This window comes from Candidatus Paceibacterota bacterium (genome assembly GCA_035530615.1).
Classification (GTDB): Bacteria; Actinomycetota; Actinomycetes; order Nanopelagicales; family Nanopelagicaceae; genus QYPT01.
Window position 1 is genome coordinate 418,620 of record DATKUL010000003.1, and the last position, 17,514, is coordinate 436,133.

The following is a 17,514-nucleotide window of genomic DNA, read 5'->3' on the forward strand; positions in this document are numbered from 1 at the left end:
TGTCCAGGTCGCTTAAGTGGAAAGATCACTAGTTGCTCCTGCAACTGCGCAAGACGCGATCCGCGTTCTTACGGCTCTTCGTACTATCAATCCGCTCGTACACTGCATGACAAATATTGTCGTGGCAGGATTTACCGCAAATGTTCTTCTGGCAATCGGTGCCTCACCGGCGATGGTAGAGAATGCTGAAGAATCAGCCGAATTCGCAAAAATTGCTGATGCCTTGCTGATAAATCTTGGCACCCTGTCTCCAGATAAAGTTTCCGCGATGCGATTGGCCGTACATGCCGCAAAGATCGAGGGAACTCCATGGGTGTTAGATCCAGTAGCAGTTGGAGCTCTTGGCTATCGCACTCGGTTCGCTGCCTCCCTACTAGCCGAGGGTCCATGTGTTATCCGAGGCAACCCATCAGAGATTCTTAGCCTTGCTGGTGTAGCAGATTCAGCGGGCCGAGGAGTCGATTCCACGATCGATTCACGCAACGCCTTTGAAGCAGCCTCAGGCTTTGCTCGCAAAGAGCAGACCGTTGTTGCTATGAGTGGTGCTGTTGATTACATCACCGATGGAGTTTCCACCGTTGAAGTGAGAACTGGTCACGAAATGATGACGCGAGTTACCGGAGTTGGGTGCGCACTTGGCGCGCTTGTAGCAGCATGTTCTGCAGTAGAACCTTCGCCGCTCATCGCCGCAAGCGCTGCCACAACAATCCTTACTGTCGCTGCAGAAGTTGCGGTAAAAGAAAGTCAGGGACCAGGTAGTTTTGCAGTCGCGTTGCTCGACTCTCTTTACAGGCTAGATGAATCCACTCTTCGCAACCATCTCATCGCTAAGTTATGAAAAATAATCTCTCCCTGTATCTGGTTACGGATCCGCAACTCTGCGGCGAACGTGGAGTAGTCGCCACAGTTGAAGCAGCCGTGCGCGGTGGGGTAACCGCCGTGCAATTGAGAGATAAGGGAGCTCCTGCTCGCGAACTCGTCCAAGTAGCCACTGCGCTTCTGGATCTTCTTAAAAAAACCGGTATCCCACTTCTGATTAATGACCGGCTTGATGTAGCCCTGGCAGTCGGTGCGGACGGCGTACACCTGGGTCAATTGGATTTGGATGTGCGAGCGGCGCGTAACCTCGCTGGAGCGGACTTTCTTATAGGCCTCACGGTCTCACGATCGGAGGAAATTGCAGCGGTACATGCTCTTCCAGTTGGAACCGTGGATTACTTCGGAATTGGTCCAGTTTTTGTGACATCAACTAAGGCAAATGCGCTAGATCCACTAGGGCTTGATGCAGTAGCGCAGTTACGTCGATCCACTGATGTGCCGTGCATTGGAATTGGCGGCATCACCTTGAAAAATGCCTCGTCGGCATGGTCCACTGGTCTGGACGGCCTTGCGGTTGTCTCCGCGATCTGCGCTTCTGATGATCCTAGGTCTGCGGCAGAAGCCTTCCGAAATAGCCGACCATGATTTTTAATACGGTCAGTATCGCCGGCACTGATCCCAGCGGTGGTGCTGGGATGTCGGCTGATCTGAAAACTTTCTCTGCACTTGGCACCTACGGGATGAGCATCATCACAGCCGTTGTCGCGCAGAGTACGCAAGGAGTCGCGGCGGTCCATCAGATTTCTGGAGACTTTGTCACTCGTCAATTGGATGTCTTGTTCGATGATGTTCGGGTTGATTCAGTGAAGATAGGCATGCTTGGAAATACAGAAGTCATTCGAGCAGTTGCAAGTGCCTTAGAGCGCTATCGCCCTCCGTATGTCGTATTGGACCCTGTCATGGTTGCCACCAGCGGTGATCGACTACTTGCCCCTGACGCTGTCGTGGCACTTCGAGACGAATTGCTACCTCTTGTTGATCTTATAACGCCAAACATTCCGGAGGCAGCCCAACTTCTTGGTCGGGGTGAGGCAACAAACGAGGAGGAGATGTTGGATCAACTGGAAAGGCTAGGTCGGTTCAGTGCTGGTGTTCTTATTAAGGGCGGACATCTACATGGTAATGAAAGCGTGGACCTATTAATGATTGACGGAACAACTACTCGTCTTGAGGCACCGAGAGTAAAAACGAAGAATTCCCACGGTACTGGTTGCACTCTCTCTGCGGGGATTGCTGCACTCCGTCCCCAGCGATCAGATTGGATTAGCGCGGTATCTGATGCTAAAAACTATCTCACGACTGCATTGCGAGCATCGGAGATGCTTACAGTGGGTCACGGCAGTGGTCCTGTGCATCATTTTCATGAACTTTGGTCGTCATGAGGAAGTCTCTACATAACGATGCTCTGACGGGTCTGACGGAGACCGCAATGCCACTCAATGCCAGACGTGCGGTGCGCGGTGGAATACTCGGCAACTATGTCGACCAATTCGACATTTTTCTTCCCATCATTGCGCTTGCCCCAGCCGCGGCACATCTTTACGGGACTGAGAACATGGCAAGAAATGCCGGCCTTATTTTCATTGCGACACTTATCGGACGTCCCCTTGGATCCGCATTTTTTGGTTCGATAGCTGATCGAATCGGTCGAACGACCACAACAAAAATCACCATCCTTGGCGTTGCTATTACCACCCTTCTCATTGCACTGGTACCTGGGTCACTTGGCAGCGGAACGCTCTTCTGCATCCTCGCTCTGCGATTCATCGGCGGTATTTTCATCGGCGGTGAGTACACATCTGCCATACCACTAGCGATGGAATGGACGCACGAACGACGACGCGGTCTCGTTAGCGGTCTGATCATGTGGATGTCACCGTGGGCTAACGCCTCAATTGCCGCCCTGGTCTTTATATTACTTAGCGTTTTAGGCCCGGATCAGTACAGTGAATGGGGTTGGCGCATACCGTTTATTCTCGGTGCATTGATGGCCTTTGCCATGCTGATCTACTACCGTGCATATGTTTTGGACTCTCCACTCTGGCAAGAGAGCAGAAAAACATCAAGCCCACTTAGGGATATTTTTACCGGGGCGAATCGTCGCGCACTCTTGCAAGTTTTTGTATTGATGAGTGGGATGTGGCTTTTTACTTACATGGCGATTGCTGTTCTCACTGGTCAATTGAAAGACAGTGGACACCTTAGTTATCAAGGCGTCTCTTTTACGATGATGTGTGCGACAGCACTCTCTGCCATCGCCATGGCGACCTGCGGCCATCTCTCTACCTATATCGGCCGACGTAACTTTTTTATTCTTTTTGGCGCTCTCTCAACAATTCTTGCGCCGATTGCGTACTTACAAATTTTTCAACAGAAATCACTGATGCTGCTGGCCTTCTTTGTGGTTCTACTGCAAGTTGTCACAGTCTCCGTCTACGGACCAATCGCTGCCTATCTCACAGAGCGTTTCCCAACTGTTGTGCGTTCAAGCGGATACGGAGTGGCGTACAGCATGTCTATCGTTCTGCCTGCTCTCTACCCCTACTACCTACCGCCATTGCAACGGGCATTCGGTGAGCATCTAGCAGTGGCACTGTTGCTTGGATTGGCAGGAGTCCTTGTGGCAACTGGCGCGGGCATCGGTCCGGAAACATTCAAGAGAGTTCAGAAGATTGAGAGCACTCAGAGTAGATTGCGATGAATTGTGTGAGTTCTGGACATCACAAGAGTGCGGGAGGCGGGACTTGAACCCGCACGTCCGAAGACACAGGTTCCTAAGACCTGCGTGTCTGCCATTTCACCACTCCCGCAAGAGCGTAGATCCCCAAGAAGAACAAGAAGGATCGGCAGGGGCAAGGTTATGGCCTTTTCGGCCAACTTCCAAAACAGGTCAGATTCGGTGCTTTTTGCAGAGCGCTTCAAGGCCTTTGCAGATGTCGGCCCGCTTTTGGTAGCCATCTGCGATCACTATTTTTACCCGCTCTTTTGTTATGCCAACGGGGGCCACCAAGACTGAAGGCACATTGATTAGATCGTTACTAGTTTTGTGGGTGGCATTGGTGATCGTTTTGCCAAGCAGAAGCGCCACTGCCAAACTTGCCGCAGCGTTCGCCTCCGTCTTAATTGGCCTATAGGTAGTGATTGCAAGATCGCCCGTGAGGATAGCGCGGAGTCCATCTGCTGTGGCATCTTGTCCGGAGACACAGATCTTGCCGTTGAGTTTGTTCTTTTTGAGAATATTAATAATCGCCAACCCAAAAGCATCATTGGGTGCGACGACGGCATCTAAATTGCCGCCCGATTTTGAAAGCTGTTGCTCAAAAATTATGCCTGCACTATTTGGATCCCAACTTGGAACTGCGGTGTCGTCAACAAGTGCGTACGCCTTAGATTTAACCAGCGGTCCAAGAATCGAGTCGTAGCCCTGTTTGTAAAGCACGGCATTGCTATCGTTACTCGGGCCATTGAGATAAGCAATGCGGGCGGTCTTTTTTCGAGCTCGGTTGAGACAAGACTTAATTCCTTGTCCTATCGAACGTCCAATTGCAATGTTGTCGAAGGAAACGAAATAAGAGGCAGAACCTTTGGAAGTAAGGCGGTCATAGTCGATGGTAGGAACGCCATATTTTTTTGCTCGCTCCTGCACCGCTCTGGCAGATGGTGAATCAATTCCGGCGAGAACTAGGACTTTCGCACCCCTGGAAAGCATCTGGTCGGCAATATTTTGAAAGGTATCAACGTCACCGCCGGCGCTTTCAATGTCATAGCCAACACCCGCGGCCTTGAATGCTGCGTTGAAGTATGGCCGGTCGAAAGTTTCCCAGCGACTTGAGTCGCCGCTATCGGGGAGTATGACCCCAATAAATCCCGTGGCAGCAGTCGAGGAGGTCGTGACGAGCCCACTTATCGTGAGCGCGGCTACTGCAAGTGCAGAAATTGCTCTACGTAGGGTCAAAAGAATGTACCTTTCGCGGGGGAATTCAGGCTCGGCAGAAAACTCGTTTTCACGCTCAGGGTTGGCGCGAACTATCTGGAAATCTACTGCCCACCTTTGAATAAGGCACGGCTTAGAAACGGACAAATCGGATATTTAATCTAACGATTCCGTAACACCGTCTCACTATTTGATGAAAAATGCAGAACTGCAACGCAAAATCAGGTGACCTCCGCGCTCCCGTCAACGGTAGCCTTGCGCAGGTGTCCTCTCATGGTGAATTACTAGCAGCCAAAATCAAGGCTGCCCTCGAAACCCTGGTCCAACAAGGCGAGTTTGAGTGTGTGATTCCTGACCATATCCCGCTGGAGAGGCCGAAAAATCGCGATCATGGCGATTACGCCTCATCCATCGCCCTGCAGGTGTCAAAGGGCGCCGGCAAGTCCGCGCGAGAAATCGCCGAATTGTTGAAGCGCAGCCTCGAAGGGCTAGATGAGGTATCCCTCGTTGAAATCGCTGGCCCAGGATTCATCAATATCACTCTCAATGCCGCAAGCGCTGCCGATGTCGTTCGCCAGATCCTTGAAAAAGGTACTGATTTTGGAACCGGCACCGCTCTATCTGGTGTCAACGTCAACCTCGAGTTTATTAGCGCGAACCCAACTGGTCCGCTTCACTTAGGTCACACGCGGTGGGCGGCGGTGGGCGATTCCCTTGGTCGAGTTCTCACAGCATCGGGTGCGAAAGTAACGCGCGAGTTTTACATCAATGACCGCGGCAACCAGATGGATCTTTTTGGCGCCTCTGTTCGGGCGGCAGCAGTAGGTGAGCCAATTCCGGAAAATGGTTATCAAGGTGCATACATCAATGATTTGGCCAGCGCTGTTGTCGCGGAGTACCCAGAAATTTTGTCACTACCTAAAGCTGAGCAACTGATTGAATTTCGCGAACGCGCATACAAAGCGCAGTTGACTGATCAGCAGCGAGTTCTCGAACTCTTTCGAACTCATTTCGATGTCTGGTTTTCGGAGCGAAGCCTTCACGAGAGCGGCGCGGTTGAGCACGGCCTCGACAAGTTGCGCAAGCAAGGTCATATTTTTGAGAAAGATGGCGCAACGTGGATGCGCACGACCGACTTTGGGGATGACAAGGATCGCGTCCTTGTTAAGAGTGAGGGGACATTGACGTACTTTTCCACGGATACTGCCTATTACATAAATAAGCGCGAACGCGGTTTTGACATCTGCATATACATGCTCGGAGCAGATCACCATGGGTACGTCAATCGTTTGAAGGCATGTGCCGCGTGTGCAGGGGATAATCCTGAGTACAACATCCACGTTCTAATCGGACAACTCGTGAAGATCATGGAAGGTGGGGAGGAAGTAAAACTCTCCAAGCGAGCCGGCACGATTATCACCCTTGAGGATCTTGTCGAAAAAGTCGGCGTAGACGCTGCCAGGTATGCATTAATTCGCTACCCAGTCGATACGCCTATGGTTCTTGATGTTGATGTATTGAAGAAGCGCACCAATGAAAATCCCGTGTATTACGTTCAGTACGCCCACGCGCGTATCGCTGGCGTTCTTCGCAATGCGGTGGAATTGAATGTGCCTGGCACGCTCAATGACTTCGATCCGGCCATGTTGACACACGAACGCGAGAGCGAATTATTAGGAACTCTCGCGCAATTCCCACGTGTGATACAAGGTGCCGCTGAACTTCGCGAGCCGCATCGAGTGGCGCGTTACCTTGAGGAATTGGCCGGTGTTTATCACCGCTTTTACGCAGATTGCAGGGTCTTGCCGATGGGGGACGAGTCAGTTTCATCGATTCACTCTGCTCGTGTGAATCTTTGCGCAGCTACTCGGCAGGTGCTGGAGAACGGACTTCAACTTCTCGGTGTAACCGCACCAGAACGGATGTAAGTGTCATGAGCAACATCTGGTCTTTGAAGGTTTCTTTTCCTAATGGATTACTCCACTTGGATGGCATACCTGCAACTGACCTCGCTCGCGATTTTGGAACACCGACCTTTTTCCTAGATGAATTTGATTTCCGCAATCGCGCTTCTTCTTGGAAGTCTTCCCTTGAGAAATCATTTGGCACCAACGCAGGCACTGTCTATTACGCGGGCAAAGCATTCCTCTGCGTTGAAGTTGCGCGATGGGTTGAGCAGTCCGGTATCGGCCTTGATGTGTGCACGGGTGGCGAACTAGCCGTTGCACTTGCGGCAAATTTCCCGCCTAAGAAGATACAAATGCATGGAAATAACAAATCGGTCGAAGAGATAGACCGTGCGGTCGAAGTGGGAGTCGGGACCATAGTCATCGATTCACTGATCGAAATCGAACGAGTTGCAACCGCTGCTAAAAAATGTGGCATGCGTCAGCCAGTACTCCTTCGGCTTACTCCTGGCATTGAAGCGCACACTCATGAATCCATAGCCACTGCGCATGAGGACGTGAAATTTGGATTCTCGATTGCCAGCGGTGCTGCTTGGCAGGCGATTGTTGCAGCCCGTAGACACCCAGAAATCGAGCTCCGCGGATTTCATAGCCATATTGGCTCGCAGATACTTTCGCATGACGCTTTTGGTATAGCGGCGGAGCGGCTCATCACTCTCCTTGCGAAATATCGTGATGAGTTTGGGCAAGAGTTGCCAGAACTTGATCTAGGTGGGGGTTATGGAATTGCCTACCTTCCAGAGGATGAGGAATTGGCACCTAACGATGTTCTCCCTTGGCTCTTTGAGGCAGTAGAGCGCGCCTGCAAGAAATCAAATCTCGCGATTCCTAAGGTTTCCATTGAACCCGGTCGCTCGATTGTCGGACCAGCAATGTTCACCCTGTACGAAGTCGGAACCACCAAAGATGTCATTCTCGAATCAGAGGAGACCAGGCGGTATATCTCAGTCGATGGTGGAATGAGTGACAACATCCGCACGGCTTTATACGGAGCTGAATACACCGCCGTCATTGCCAATCGGGTTTCGAGTGCTGAGATTGTCCTGTCACGGGTGGTTGGAAAACATTGCGAAACTGGGGATATTGTCATTAGAGATATCCAATTGGCCAGCGATCTTCAACCCGGTGATCTGCTCGCGATACCCGCAACTGGAGCTTATGGACGCAGTATGGCGAGCAATTACAACCATGTTCCCAGGCCACCAGTTGTGGCGGTTGTCGACGGTAAGGCGCGAGTGATCGTGCGGCGCGAAACCTTTGCCGATCTGCTCAATCTAGATGTGTGAAAGAGTAAGCACATGAACTCAGCATTGCCCGTACTCAAGATAGGGATGCTGGGCTGTGGAGTAGTAGGCACTCAGGTCGCACGACTTCTGGCCCGTCATCAACAAGAACTTTCGACGCGTTCAGGTGCGCGACTGGTTCTTTCCAAAATTGTCGTGAGAGGCCTCAGTATTCCTCGTGACGGGGTTGATACCTCTTTATTAACAACGGATGCGAACTCTGTGGTCTCTGATCCAGAGATCGACCTCATCATTGAAGTAATGGGCGGAATCGAACCCGCCCGCGAATTGATTCTGGCTGCAATTTCCCATGGGAAGTCCGTCGTCACTGCTAATAAGGCTCTGCTCGCAACCCATGGCGCAGATCTTTATAGTGCAGCGGATAAACAAGGCGTAGACCTTTACTACGAAGCTGCCGTCGCTGGTGCGATTCCGATTCTTCGCCCACTTCGCGAATCTCTGGTTGGCGACCACGTCACTCGGATTATTGGAATTGTCAACGGCACGACAAACTACATTCTTACCAAGATGGACGAAGAGGGCTTGGCGTTTGGAGAAGCACTCGCACAGGCTCAGAGTCTGGGCTATGCCGAGGCTGATCCGACTGCAGATATTGAAGGGTTCGATGCGGCTGCAAAGGCCGCGATTCTTGCTGGTCTTGCATTCCATACCCGCGTCACCTCCAATGATGTTTATCACGAAGGAATAACCGCAATCACCGCCATGGACGTCGCCGTGGCAAAATCAATGAACCACGTCATTAAATTACTGGCGATTGCTGAGCTCACCGCCGAGGATCACATCTCCGTCCGTGTTCATCCAACGCTCATTCCACGAACGCACCCTCTGGCATCTGTACGTGAGGCTTACAACGCCGTCTTTGTCGAAGCAGCGTCTGCTGGCGAGTTAATGTTTTATGGGCGCGGTGCTGGTGGAGAACCTACCGCCAGTGCGATTCTGGGAGATGTAGTTGCGGTTGCACGCAATAAGACAACTGGAGCAACCGGACCTCGTGAGAGCGATTATGCAGATCGCGCCATAGCATCCATAAGTGAAGTGCGCACCCAGTACCTCATCCGTTTAGATGTTGCCGATAAATCAGGTGTTCTGGCATCAGTTGCACAAGCTTTCGCCAGTGAAGGTGTTTCCATTCAGACCGTCCGACAGACAGGTCGCGGAATTGATGCAGAACTGATCGTGGTAACGCATGGTGCGACAGAGTTGGCTCTGGCATCCACAGTTAAGAGGCTTACACAGATGGATATGGTGCGGAGTGTTGAAAGCGTTATTCGAGTTGAGGGAGTTGCTTAGAAATGTCACACCAATGGCGTGGAGTAATTGAGGAATACCGTTCGCGACTTCCAGTAGATGCAAACACTCCTGTTATTACACTTCGGGAAGGCGGAACTCCACTCGTTCACGCGCAGAATCTTTCCAAGTTGCTCCACAATGACATTTGGTTGAAATTTGAAGGTGTTAACCCCACGGGGTCTTTTAAAGACCGCGGAATGACGATGGCTATTTCCAAAGCCGCTCAAGATGGAGCAAAAGCTGTCATCTGTGCATCCACAGGAAACACAAGTGCGAGCGCTTCCGCCTACGCCGCGAAAGCCGGCATGGTGTCAGCCGTACTTGTCCCACAGGGAAAAATTGCCATGGGAAAGATGGCGCAGGCGATTATTCATGGATCGAAACTTCTCCAGGTCGAAGGGAATTTTGATGATTGTCTGACTCTTGCTCGCGAGCTTTCCGAAAAGTATCCCGTTGCACTCGTTAACTCAGTCAATCCATACCGAATTGAAGGACAGAAGACTGCGGCATTTGAAGTGATTGATTTCCTCGGGGACGCACCTGATATCCACGCGCTTCCGGTGGGCAACGCAGGCAATATCACCGCATACTGGAAAGGCTATGGCGAGTATCGACTTGATGAAATCTCCTCACATCTTCCTGCCATGTGGGGTTTCCAAGCTGAAGGCTCAGCGCCAATCGTGCGCAACGAGATAGTTGCTAATCCCGAGACGATTGCGACTGCTATTCGAATCGGCAATCCCGCTTCATGGAAGCAAGCAGTTGCGGCACGCGATGAATCAGGTGGTCTTATTGACTCAGTTACTGATGATGAAATCTTGAGTGCTTATCGTCTCATTGCGCGCGCTGAAGGCGTCTTCGTCGAGCCATCAAGCGCGGCTGGACTTGCCGGGCTCATTAAGTATGAAGCTATGGGTAAGTTGCCGCACGGAAAGAGGATTGTCATTACGGTCACTGGGCATGGTCTAAAAGATGTTCAGTGGGCACTAGAAGACGCTCAAGATCCGATTGTGATTGCCCCTATTGCTGAAGTTGCTGCATCCGCTCTAGGTTTGAGTTAAGTCAAGGTTAAGGGGCGCCACAATGGCAAGACCGACTTTCCGAGCCAACCCAATACAGGTACAAGTTCCAGCGACGAGTGCCAATATTGGACCTGGTTTTGATTCTTTCGGCCTGGCCCTCGGGTTGTACGATCGTTACGTCGCGCAAATTATGGACGACCCGGGCCTTGATATTGACGTAACCGGTGAAGGCGCCGAGACCGTGAGACGCGATGAGAAGAACTTGCTTGTGCGGGCGATGTACCAAGGATTCGAATTCATGGGTGGCAAGCCGCGCGGACTCGCAGTTCGCGCGCTTAACGTCATTCCACATGGTCGAGGGCTTGGGTCATCGGCAAGTGCGATTGTTGGCGGCTTAGTTCTGGCACGTGCACTTGTTCTTTCTGGTGATGCGCGAATGAATGATGAAGCCTTGCTCACCATCGCGGCAAAGATGGAAGGACACCCCGATAACGTCGCTGCTGCGCTCACCGGTGGTGCGACTATCGCTTGGCAAGAAGTTCGACATGGGCAATCGGTCTCGCGATGCGTTGGATCAACGGTTGATCCACGGATCAAAGTGCTCGCGTTCATTCCTTCCAATTCAGTTGCGACTATGAAGGCGCGAAAACTTCTTCCTGATATGGTGCCGCATGCGGATGCAGTAACGAATTCCACTCGTTGCGCGTTGTTGGTGCATGCATTGTCGAACCGACCTGATCTACTTTTCATAGCAACAGAGGATTTTTTGCACCAAAAATATAGAGAAGAAGTGATGCCTAAGTCTTTTGCCCTGGTACATAAGTTGCGGGCTGCAGGGGTCGCGGCCTTCATCTCTGGCGCTGGTCCGACCGTTTTAGTATTGCACACAGGCGACCCAAGTGAAGTCGCCGAGCTTCAAAGAACAGCGGGGGATACCTTCGCCCTTCATGCACTTGAAATATCGGCGGTGGGCGCTGGAGTAGTTCCTAGTTAGCCCCCGATGTCGGTATCCCCACTCGCCATCGAGGGGTTTTTGCAGTTGACCATCTCTGGTGCTATGGTTTTGGTATCTGATCGGCCTTAAGGCGTTTTACATTCAGATAATTAGCAAAAATAATCACGGGATTTTTCCCATAACTGAAATGAAGCTCAATGACTGAAAAAGGTACCGTCCGTTCAAATAGCCCTGAACTATCCTCCATGCTCCTTCCGCAACTCCAAGGAGTTGCTGGGCAACTAGGGATCGAAGGCGCTAATAAGTTGAAGAAGGCCGCACTCGTGCAAGCGATTAGCGATTTGCAGGCCGCCAACCGAGAAGCAGCCAAACTTGAGCGAGAAGCTCGACGCGCGGAGCGCAATAACAACCGTAATAAGAAACGTGAAGCCGCTGAGGAGAGCGAAGAATCTCCGCAATCCAGCAACGAAGAACGCGCTCCAGAGTCCAACTCTGATCGAGGCAATTTTGACAGCGCAGATCGCGACGGCGGGTCCCGCCGCGACCGCGACCGTGGGCGCGACCGTGGGCGTGGGCGTGACGGCGGGCGTGATCGAATGAGAGAGCGTGCTCCACGCGAAGAGCGCGAGCCAGTGATCTCCGAAGACGACGTGCTCGTCCCCGTCGGTGGACTTATCGATATTATGGAAAGTTATGCATTTATTCGTACCGGCGGCTACCTACCAGGGCCGAATGATGTTTATGTCTCACTCCAGCAAGTTCGTCGCTTTGCTCTGCGCAAGGGCGATGTGGTCACTGGCGCAGTGCGTCAACCACACGAGGGGGAGCGCCGCGAGAAATTTAATGCTCTGATCCGTCTGGACACGATCAACGGGATGCAACCTGAAGAGGCGCGCAACCGGGTTGAATTTTCCAAATTGGTTCCGCTCTATCCTCAGGAGCGGTTGCGCCTTGAGACCGAGCCCAACATTCTCACCACGCGCGTGATTGATCTGATTTCACCAATTGGTAAGGGACAGCGCGGTCTTATCGTTTCGCCTCCAAAAGCTGGCAAGACCATGGTGCTACAAGCGATCGCAAATGCGATCACGACAAATAACCCTGAATGTCACCTCATGGTTGTTCTCGTCGATGAACGTCCCGAAGAAGTTACAGATATGCAGCGGTCTATCAAAGGTGAAGTTATTGCTTCGACATTTGATCGTCCTGCAGATGACCATACAACGGTCGCCGAACTTGCGATTGAACGAGCAAAGCGTCTGGTAGAACTTGGGCACGACGTCGTAGTCTTGCTCGACTCGATCACGCGCTTGGGCCGTGCCTACAACATCGCAGCCCCTGCAAGCGGTCGAATCCTTTCGGGTGGTGTTGATTCTGCCGCCCTATACCCACCGAAGAAATTCTTTGGAGCGGCGCGAAACATTGAAGATGGTGGCTCGCTTACCATTTTGGCAACGGCTCTTGTCGATACTGGTTCACGAATGGATGAAGTTATCTTCGAAGAGTTCAAGGGCACGGGCAACATGGAACTCATCCTGGATCGCCGTATGGCAGATAAGCGAATCTTCCCGGCGGTAAATGTGGATCTGTCGAGTACTCGTAAGGAAGAAATCCTTATGGGTTCAGAGGAACTCAATATTGTTTGGAAATTGCGTCGCGTGCTCCATGCACTTGATGCCCAGCAGGCACTCGAACTTCTCCTTGAGAGAATGAAGGGCACCAAATCCAACGCCGAATTCCTTATGCAGGTTCAAAAGACCACCTTGGCCAACGGCAACGAGGGCTGAGTTACTCATTAATTGAGCGGTAGATCCATGTGAAATTGCTGGATTTCCTTAAGAGGGCGCTTCGGGGATACCCTTACGCCCATAACGAGCTGGTTCACGACCGGTAAATACGGCGACCCAGCCCAACCGAGAGGGAAAAAATGAAGAAGGAAATTCATCCGCAATACGGTGAAACCAAAGTCACCTGCGGTTGTGGCGAATCATTTGTCACTCGCTCAACCGTTCCAAGCGGTGCCATTCACGTTGAAGTTTGCTCAGCATGCCATCCGTTCTACACCGGCAAGCAGCGCATTCTTGATACTGGTGGACGCGTTGCGAAGTTCGAAGAGCGTTTCGGAAAAGCAGGCGCTAAGTAGCTTTCTAAATAGACCGCTTCCGTTACCTTCGTAACGGTTGCGGTCTTTTTATTTCTCGAAATGAACCATTTTAAGACACTACTAAGGACCTATTAAGAAAATGAGGGGGCGAATATGAACAAGAATGATCGTTTTGCCTCTGCTCATAATCTTGTCGACGAGTATGCCGAACTTGAAGCACAGATGGCCGATCCTGGAATCCATAATGACCAAGGCAAAGCCCGGCTACTCGGACGCCGTTACGCTCAACTTGGCCCGGTAGTTGCAGGTTACCGAGAATGGCGAAGCGCTGAAGACGACCTGGCCGCGGCGAGGGAACTTGCGCAGTCCGATCCTGATTTTGAATCAGAAATTCCAGTTCTTCAGGAGGCTTGTATCGCGGCCGCAACCAAGTTGGAAGAACTTCTTCTGCCCCGCGACCCCAATGACGACCGTGACGTCATTATGGAAATCAAAGCAGGTGCCGGCGGAGATGAGTCCGCCCTCTTTGCGGGTGACTTACTTCGCATGTATTTGAGGTACGCAGAGAAACACGGCTGGAAGACCGAAGTGCTCGACGCGACCGAAAGTGATCTGGGCGGTTACAAGGACGTCTCCATCGCAATTAAATCGCGGGGAGTGCCCGAGCCTGGAAAGTCGCCTTACGCACGATTGAAATTCGAAGGTGGAGTACACCGAGTCCAACGTGTTCCAGAAACAGAGTCACAGGGGCGAATTCATACTTCCGCCGCTGGTGTGCTCGTTCTTCCTGAAGCCGAAGAAGTCGAAGTTGAAATCAATATGAATGATCTGCGTATCGATGTTTTTCGGTCAAGTGGCCCTGGTGGACAGAGCGTAAATACGACCGACTCGGCAGTGAGAATCACGCACATTCCTACTGGAATTGTTGTCTCTTGTCAGAACGAAAAGAGTCAATTGCAAAATAGAGAGTCTGCGCTACGTATTTTGCGCGCTCGTATGCTGGCAGCGGCGCAAGAGGCAGCGGACGAAATTGCATCGGCGGAGCGCAAGAGTCAGGTGCGAACCGTAGATCGGAGTGAGCGAATCCGTACGTACAACTATCCGGAGAACCGGATCAGCGATCATCGCGTGAATTTCAAGGCAAATAACCTCGATGCTGTCCTTGGGGGCGAATTAGATCCCATGATTCAGGCCTTGCTTGATGCAGATAAAGCCGCCAAATTGGCTGCCACGGGCAAGTAAGAACGGTTAGTGATGGAAGTGAGGGATCAACTCAAAAAGGCGAAGGGCAATTTTCGCGCTTTAGGTATAAGTGAAGTTGATGCCGAGCATCTCTTTGCACACATTCTAGGTATTTCTCGGATGGATCTGCATAACAGCATCAAGGTTGATCAAGCACTCTCGGAATTTGAAGATCTAATGGATGTTGAGGAGAACTTCTCTGCGCTCTGCCGTAGACGAGAGACTGGTGAGCCACTTCAGTACATCACCGGAATTGCATACTTCTATAATCTGGAATTGGAAGTGGGACCTGGAGTATTGGTGCCTAGACCTGAAACGGAGCAACTCGTCGAGAGTATTTTGCTTTACCTCAAATCGTCGAAGAAGCCCACAAGTGTGATTGATTTAGGAGCAGGATCGGGAGCGATCGCTCTTGCTATTGCTACGCAGGTGCCAACTGCTCATGTCATCGCAGTTGAGAATAATCCCGGCGCCCTCGTTTGGCTGCGTAGGAATTGTGAGAGTGCCGATGCGGAAGTCCGTATCGTTGCGCAGGATGTTGCAACGGCTTTGATGGGCGTTAAAGCCGATTTGGTTGTCGCAAATCCGCCTTATATTCCCAACGGTCAAAAATTGCCAAACGACGTTTTAACTCACGAACCGCACGTCGCACTCTTTGGTGGCGGAGACGATGGGATGGAAATTCCCAGGATCTTCATCGACGCAGCTGCACGATTGCTCAAGACTGGTGGGCTTTTTGTCATGGAGCATGGAGAAGAGCAAGCGGATGCGGTCAACATTAAATTGTCCGAAGATTTTGTAGAAATCAAGACTCATGTGGACCTCAACCAGCGACCGCGGTGGAGCAGTGCCTTGCGGAAAAATCATGACTGAAAGAATTCAAATAGATCCTGCAGATCAAGAGGCGCAGATATTGCAGGCGCTGAGTTGGATCCATTCAGGATTTGTCATCGCCGCCCCGCTGGAAAGCGGATACGTTTATTTAGCAGACGCATTTACCCACGATGCGGTCCGTTCTATGCATGTGCTGCGCGGAGATGATCTAGGCGTTGCCGCGCAGGTATTGATCGCCGGCATTGAAGTCCTCCACGGTATCGCGAGAGACGTCTCTCCAAGTGCGAGAGTGCTCATGAGCAATTTCTGGCCAGGTTCACTTTCGTTTTACTTACGACCCCAACAGGCGCTCTCGTGGGATCTTGGTGATGGGGGAAGGTTGGATCAGATCTGTGTGCGTGTTCCGAAATCGAGTTTTGTCCTCTCACTTCTTCGCAAGAGCGGACCTCTTGCAGTTGTAAGTGCCGCGAATGCTGGTAGACCCCCCCTCTTGAATACTGATCTCGTCGCAACTGGAAGTCCGGCGTTAGCCGCAATATTTGATGGGGGCCAACTGGCGGCATCGTTGGCAAGCACGATCGTGTCAGATATCGAGACTGCGCCGACTCTGGTTAGGGAAGGGTTGATTACTCTGGCAGAACTCAAGGGACATCTGCCTAACATAGAGGGCGAAGATTCTGTAAATTGAAAAGTAACGCCTAGGCTAGGCCGTATGGCTGATACCCCTTTCTACGGTCCTGATTTTGACCTCCTTTCTAAGCAAGACCCCGATATAGCATCGATTCTCATCTCTGAATTGCACCGACAACAGAACGACTTGCAACTCATTGCCAGCGAGAATTTCACTTCGCGCGCCGTTCTTGCCGCTCTCGGATCGACGCTTTCCAATAAGTATGCTGAGGGGTACCCAGGTAAGAGGTATTACGGTGGCTGTGAAGAAGTGGATAAGGCTGAAGTTCTAGCCATCGAACGAGCCAAATCCCTTTTCGGTGCAGAGCATGCAAATGTTCAACCACACTCGGGCGCAAGTGCCAATATTGCGGTTTACGCCGCCTTCACTAAACCGGGCGACACCATTCTTGCGATGTCGCTCCCACACGGCGGCCACCTGACACATGGATCCAAAGTTAATTTTTCTGGCAAATGGTTCAATGTCGTTTCATACGGCGTCCGTCCAGATACCGAATTAATTGATTACGATGAATTGCGCGATCTGGCAATAAAAAATAAGCCAAAGATGATTTGTACGGGTGCTACCGCCTATCCAAGTTTGATCGATTTTGAGACAGTCCGAAAGATTTGCGATGAAGTTGGGGCAATTATGTGGGTTGATGCAGCCCACTTCATTGGTTTGGTCGCTGGAAAGGCGATCCCGTCGCCGGTTCCGTACGCGGATGTAGTTTCATTCACAACACACAAAGTTCTTAGGGGCCCTCGTGGAGGAATGATTCTTTGCAAAGCGCAGCACGCGGGCGCCATTGATAAGGCAGTCTTTCCAGGAACGCAGGGCGGTCCAATAATGTCGGCCGTGGCCGGAAAGGCAGTTGCTCTTAAAGAATGCGCGCAACCCGTTTACCAAGAGTATGCACGGAATGTGATTTCCAATTGCCAAGTACTTGCCAAATCTTTGGAAGAAGAGGGCATGCGGGCCGTGTCTGGCGGAACTCAGACCCACCTGGCCCTTATCGATATTCGCAACACTAGAGTCAATGGCAAAGTTGCCGATCAACGCTGTGGTCAAGCAGGCATTGTTCTCAACAAGAACTCGATTCCCTTCGATCCAGAATCTCCCATGGTTACCAGTGGTATTCGAGTTGGGTCGGCTGCTACGACAACTCAAGGCATGGGTTCCGCCGAAATGAAGACAATTGCCGCGCTGATCGCGCGCGCCATCGCTAGCGAAGATGAGAAAGTCCTCGCCCAGATTCGCACTGAAGTGCACCAACTCACTTCGCGCTTTCCGATTTACGCAGTTTAGTAAGC

The 17,514-nt window shown here is 51.6% G+C and carries 16 protein-coding genes and 1 tRNA gene; 15 read left to right on the forward strand and 2 right to left on the reverse strand.

Annotated elements, in window-relative coordinates; translation table 11 throughout:
* The first annotated feature begins 16 nt into the window (after window positions 1–16).
* From thiM to VMW30_10585, 4 genes are read left to right on the forward strand one after another with little or no spacing between them, the layout of a single operon-like run.
* Window positions 17–838: a hydroxyethylthiazole kinase gene (gene thiM, locus VMW30_10570; protein ID HUW88795.1), complete on the forward strand. Its 822-nt coding sequence runs from the start codon at window positions 17–19 to the stop codon at window positions 836–838.
* Window positions 835–1,464, forward strand: a complete 630-nt coding sequence (gene thiE / locus VMW30_10575; protein ID HUW88796.1) for a thiamine phosphate synthase — start codon at window positions 835–837, stop codon at window positions 1,462–1,464. Before thiM ends, thiE begins: the two co-directional genes overlap by 4 nt.
* Window positions 1,461–2,261, forward strand: a complete 801-nt coding sequence (gene thiD / locus VMW30_10580) for a bifunctional hydroxymethylpyrimidine kinase/phosphomethylpyrimidine kinase (GenBank protein ID HUW88797.1) — start codon at window positions 1,461–1,463, stop codon at window positions 2,259–2,261. Before thiE ends, thiD begins: the two co-directional genes overlap by 4 nt.
* The gene (locus VMW30_10585; GenBank protein ID HUW88798.1) at window positions 2,258–3,580 is read left to right on the forward strand and encodes an MFS transporter; all 1,323 of its coding nucleotides are present in this window, start codon (window positions 2,258–2,260) and stop codon (window positions 3,578–3,580) included. The genes thiD and VMW30_10585 overlap by 4 nt, the downstream gene beginning before the upstream one ends.
* 28 nt (window positions 3,581–3,608) lie before the next feature.
* Here the strand turns inward: VMW30_10585 and VMW30_10590 are convergent.
* Both VMW30_10590 and VMW30_10595 read right to left on the reverse strand, forming a co-directional pair.
* Window positions 3,609–3,689, reverse strand: a tRNA-Leu gene (locus VMW30_10590).
* 80 nt (window positions 3,690–3,769) lie between these two features.
* A complete protein-coding gene (locus tag VMW30_10595; GenBank protein HUW88799.1) occupies window positions 3,770–4,960 on the reverse strand; it encodes a substrate-binding domain-containing protein in 1,191 nt (396 codons plus the stop codon).
* 116 nt (window positions 4,961–5,076) lie between these two features.
* Here VMW30_10595 and argS point away from each other — a divergent pair, with 116 nt between their 5' ends.
* The 11 genes from argS to glyA all read left to right on the forward strand — a co-directional run bounded on the left by argS (window position 5,077) and on the right by glyA (window position 17,509).
* Window positions 5,077–6,741: an arginine--tRNA ligase gene (gene argS, locus VMW30_10600; GenBank protein HUW88800.1), complete on the forward strand. Its 1,665-nt coding sequence runs from the start codon at window positions 5,077–5,079 to the stop codon at window positions 6,739–6,741.
* 5 nt (window positions 6,742–6,746) lie between these two features.
* Window positions 6,747–8,066 carry a diaminopimelate decarboxylase gene (lysA, locus tag VMW30_10605; protein ID HUW88801.1) on the forward strand — a complete coding sequence of 440 codons (1,320 nt, stop codon included), beginning with the start codon at window positions 6,747–6,749 and terminating at the stop codon, window positions 8,064–8,066.
* A gap of 12 nt (window positions 8,067–8,078) precedes the next feature.
* On the forward strand, window positions 8,079–9,374 hold the full coding sequence (locus VMW30_10610) for a homoserine dehydrogenase (protein ID HUW88802.1): 1,296 nt from the start codon (window positions 8,079–8,081) through the stop codon (window positions 9,372–9,374).
* Between the two features lie 2 nt (window positions 9,375–9,376).
* Window positions 9,377–10,435: a threonine synthase gene (gene thrC, locus VMW30_10615; protein ID HUW88803.1), complete on the forward strand. Its 1,059-nt coding sequence runs from the start codon at window positions 9,377–9,379 to the stop codon at window positions 10,433–10,435.
* Between the two features lie 22 nt (window positions 10,436–10,457).
* Window positions 10,458–11,390: a homoserine kinase gene (gene thrB, locus VMW30_10620; protein HUW88804.1), complete on the forward strand. Its 933-nt coding sequence runs from the start codon at window positions 10,458–10,460 to the stop codon at window positions 11,388–11,390.
* Window positions 11,391–11,548: 158 nt separating this feature from the next.
* A complete protein-coding gene (gene rho, locus VMW30_10625; protein HUW88805.1) occupies window positions 11,549–13,138 on the forward strand; it encodes a transcription termination factor Rho in 1,590 nt (529 codons plus the stop codon).
* A 140-nt stretch (window positions 13,139–13,278) separates the two neighbouring features.
* Window positions 13,279–13,494 (forward strand): 50S ribosomal protein L31, encoded by a 216-nt coding sequence (gene rpmE, locus VMW30_10630; GenBank protein HUW88806.1) that lies wholly within the window; start codon window positions 13,279–13,281, stop codon window positions 13,492–13,494.
* A 114-nt stretch (window positions 13,495–13,608) separates the two neighbouring features.
* Window positions 13,609–14,697: a peptide chain release factor 1 gene (gene prfA, locus VMW30_10635; GenBank protein HUW88807.1), complete on the forward strand. Its 1,089-nt coding sequence runs from the start codon at window positions 13,609–13,611 to the stop codon at window positions 14,695–14,697.
* 12 nt (window positions 14,698–14,709) lie between these two features.
* A complete protein-coding gene (gene prmC, locus VMW30_10640; GenBank protein HUW88808.1) occupies window positions 14,710–15,570 on the forward strand; it encodes a peptide chain release factor N(5)-glutamine methyltransferase in 861 nt (286 codons plus the stop codon).
* Entirely contained in the window at window positions 15,563–16,219 is a 657-nt protein-coding gene (locus VMW30_10645; GenBank protein ID HUW88809.1) for a Sua5/YciO/YrdC/YwlC family protein, read from the forward strand. The genes prmC and VMW30_10645 overlap by 8 nt, the downstream gene beginning before the upstream one ends.
* Window positions 16,220–16,243: 24 nt before the next feature.
* Window positions 16,244–17,509, forward strand: a complete 1,266-nt coding sequence (glyA, locus tag VMW30_10650; GenBank protein ID HUW88810.1) for a serine hydroxymethyltransferase — start codon at window positions 16,244–16,246, stop codon at window positions 17,507–17,509.
* Window positions 17,510–17,514: the final 5 nt, after the last annotated feature.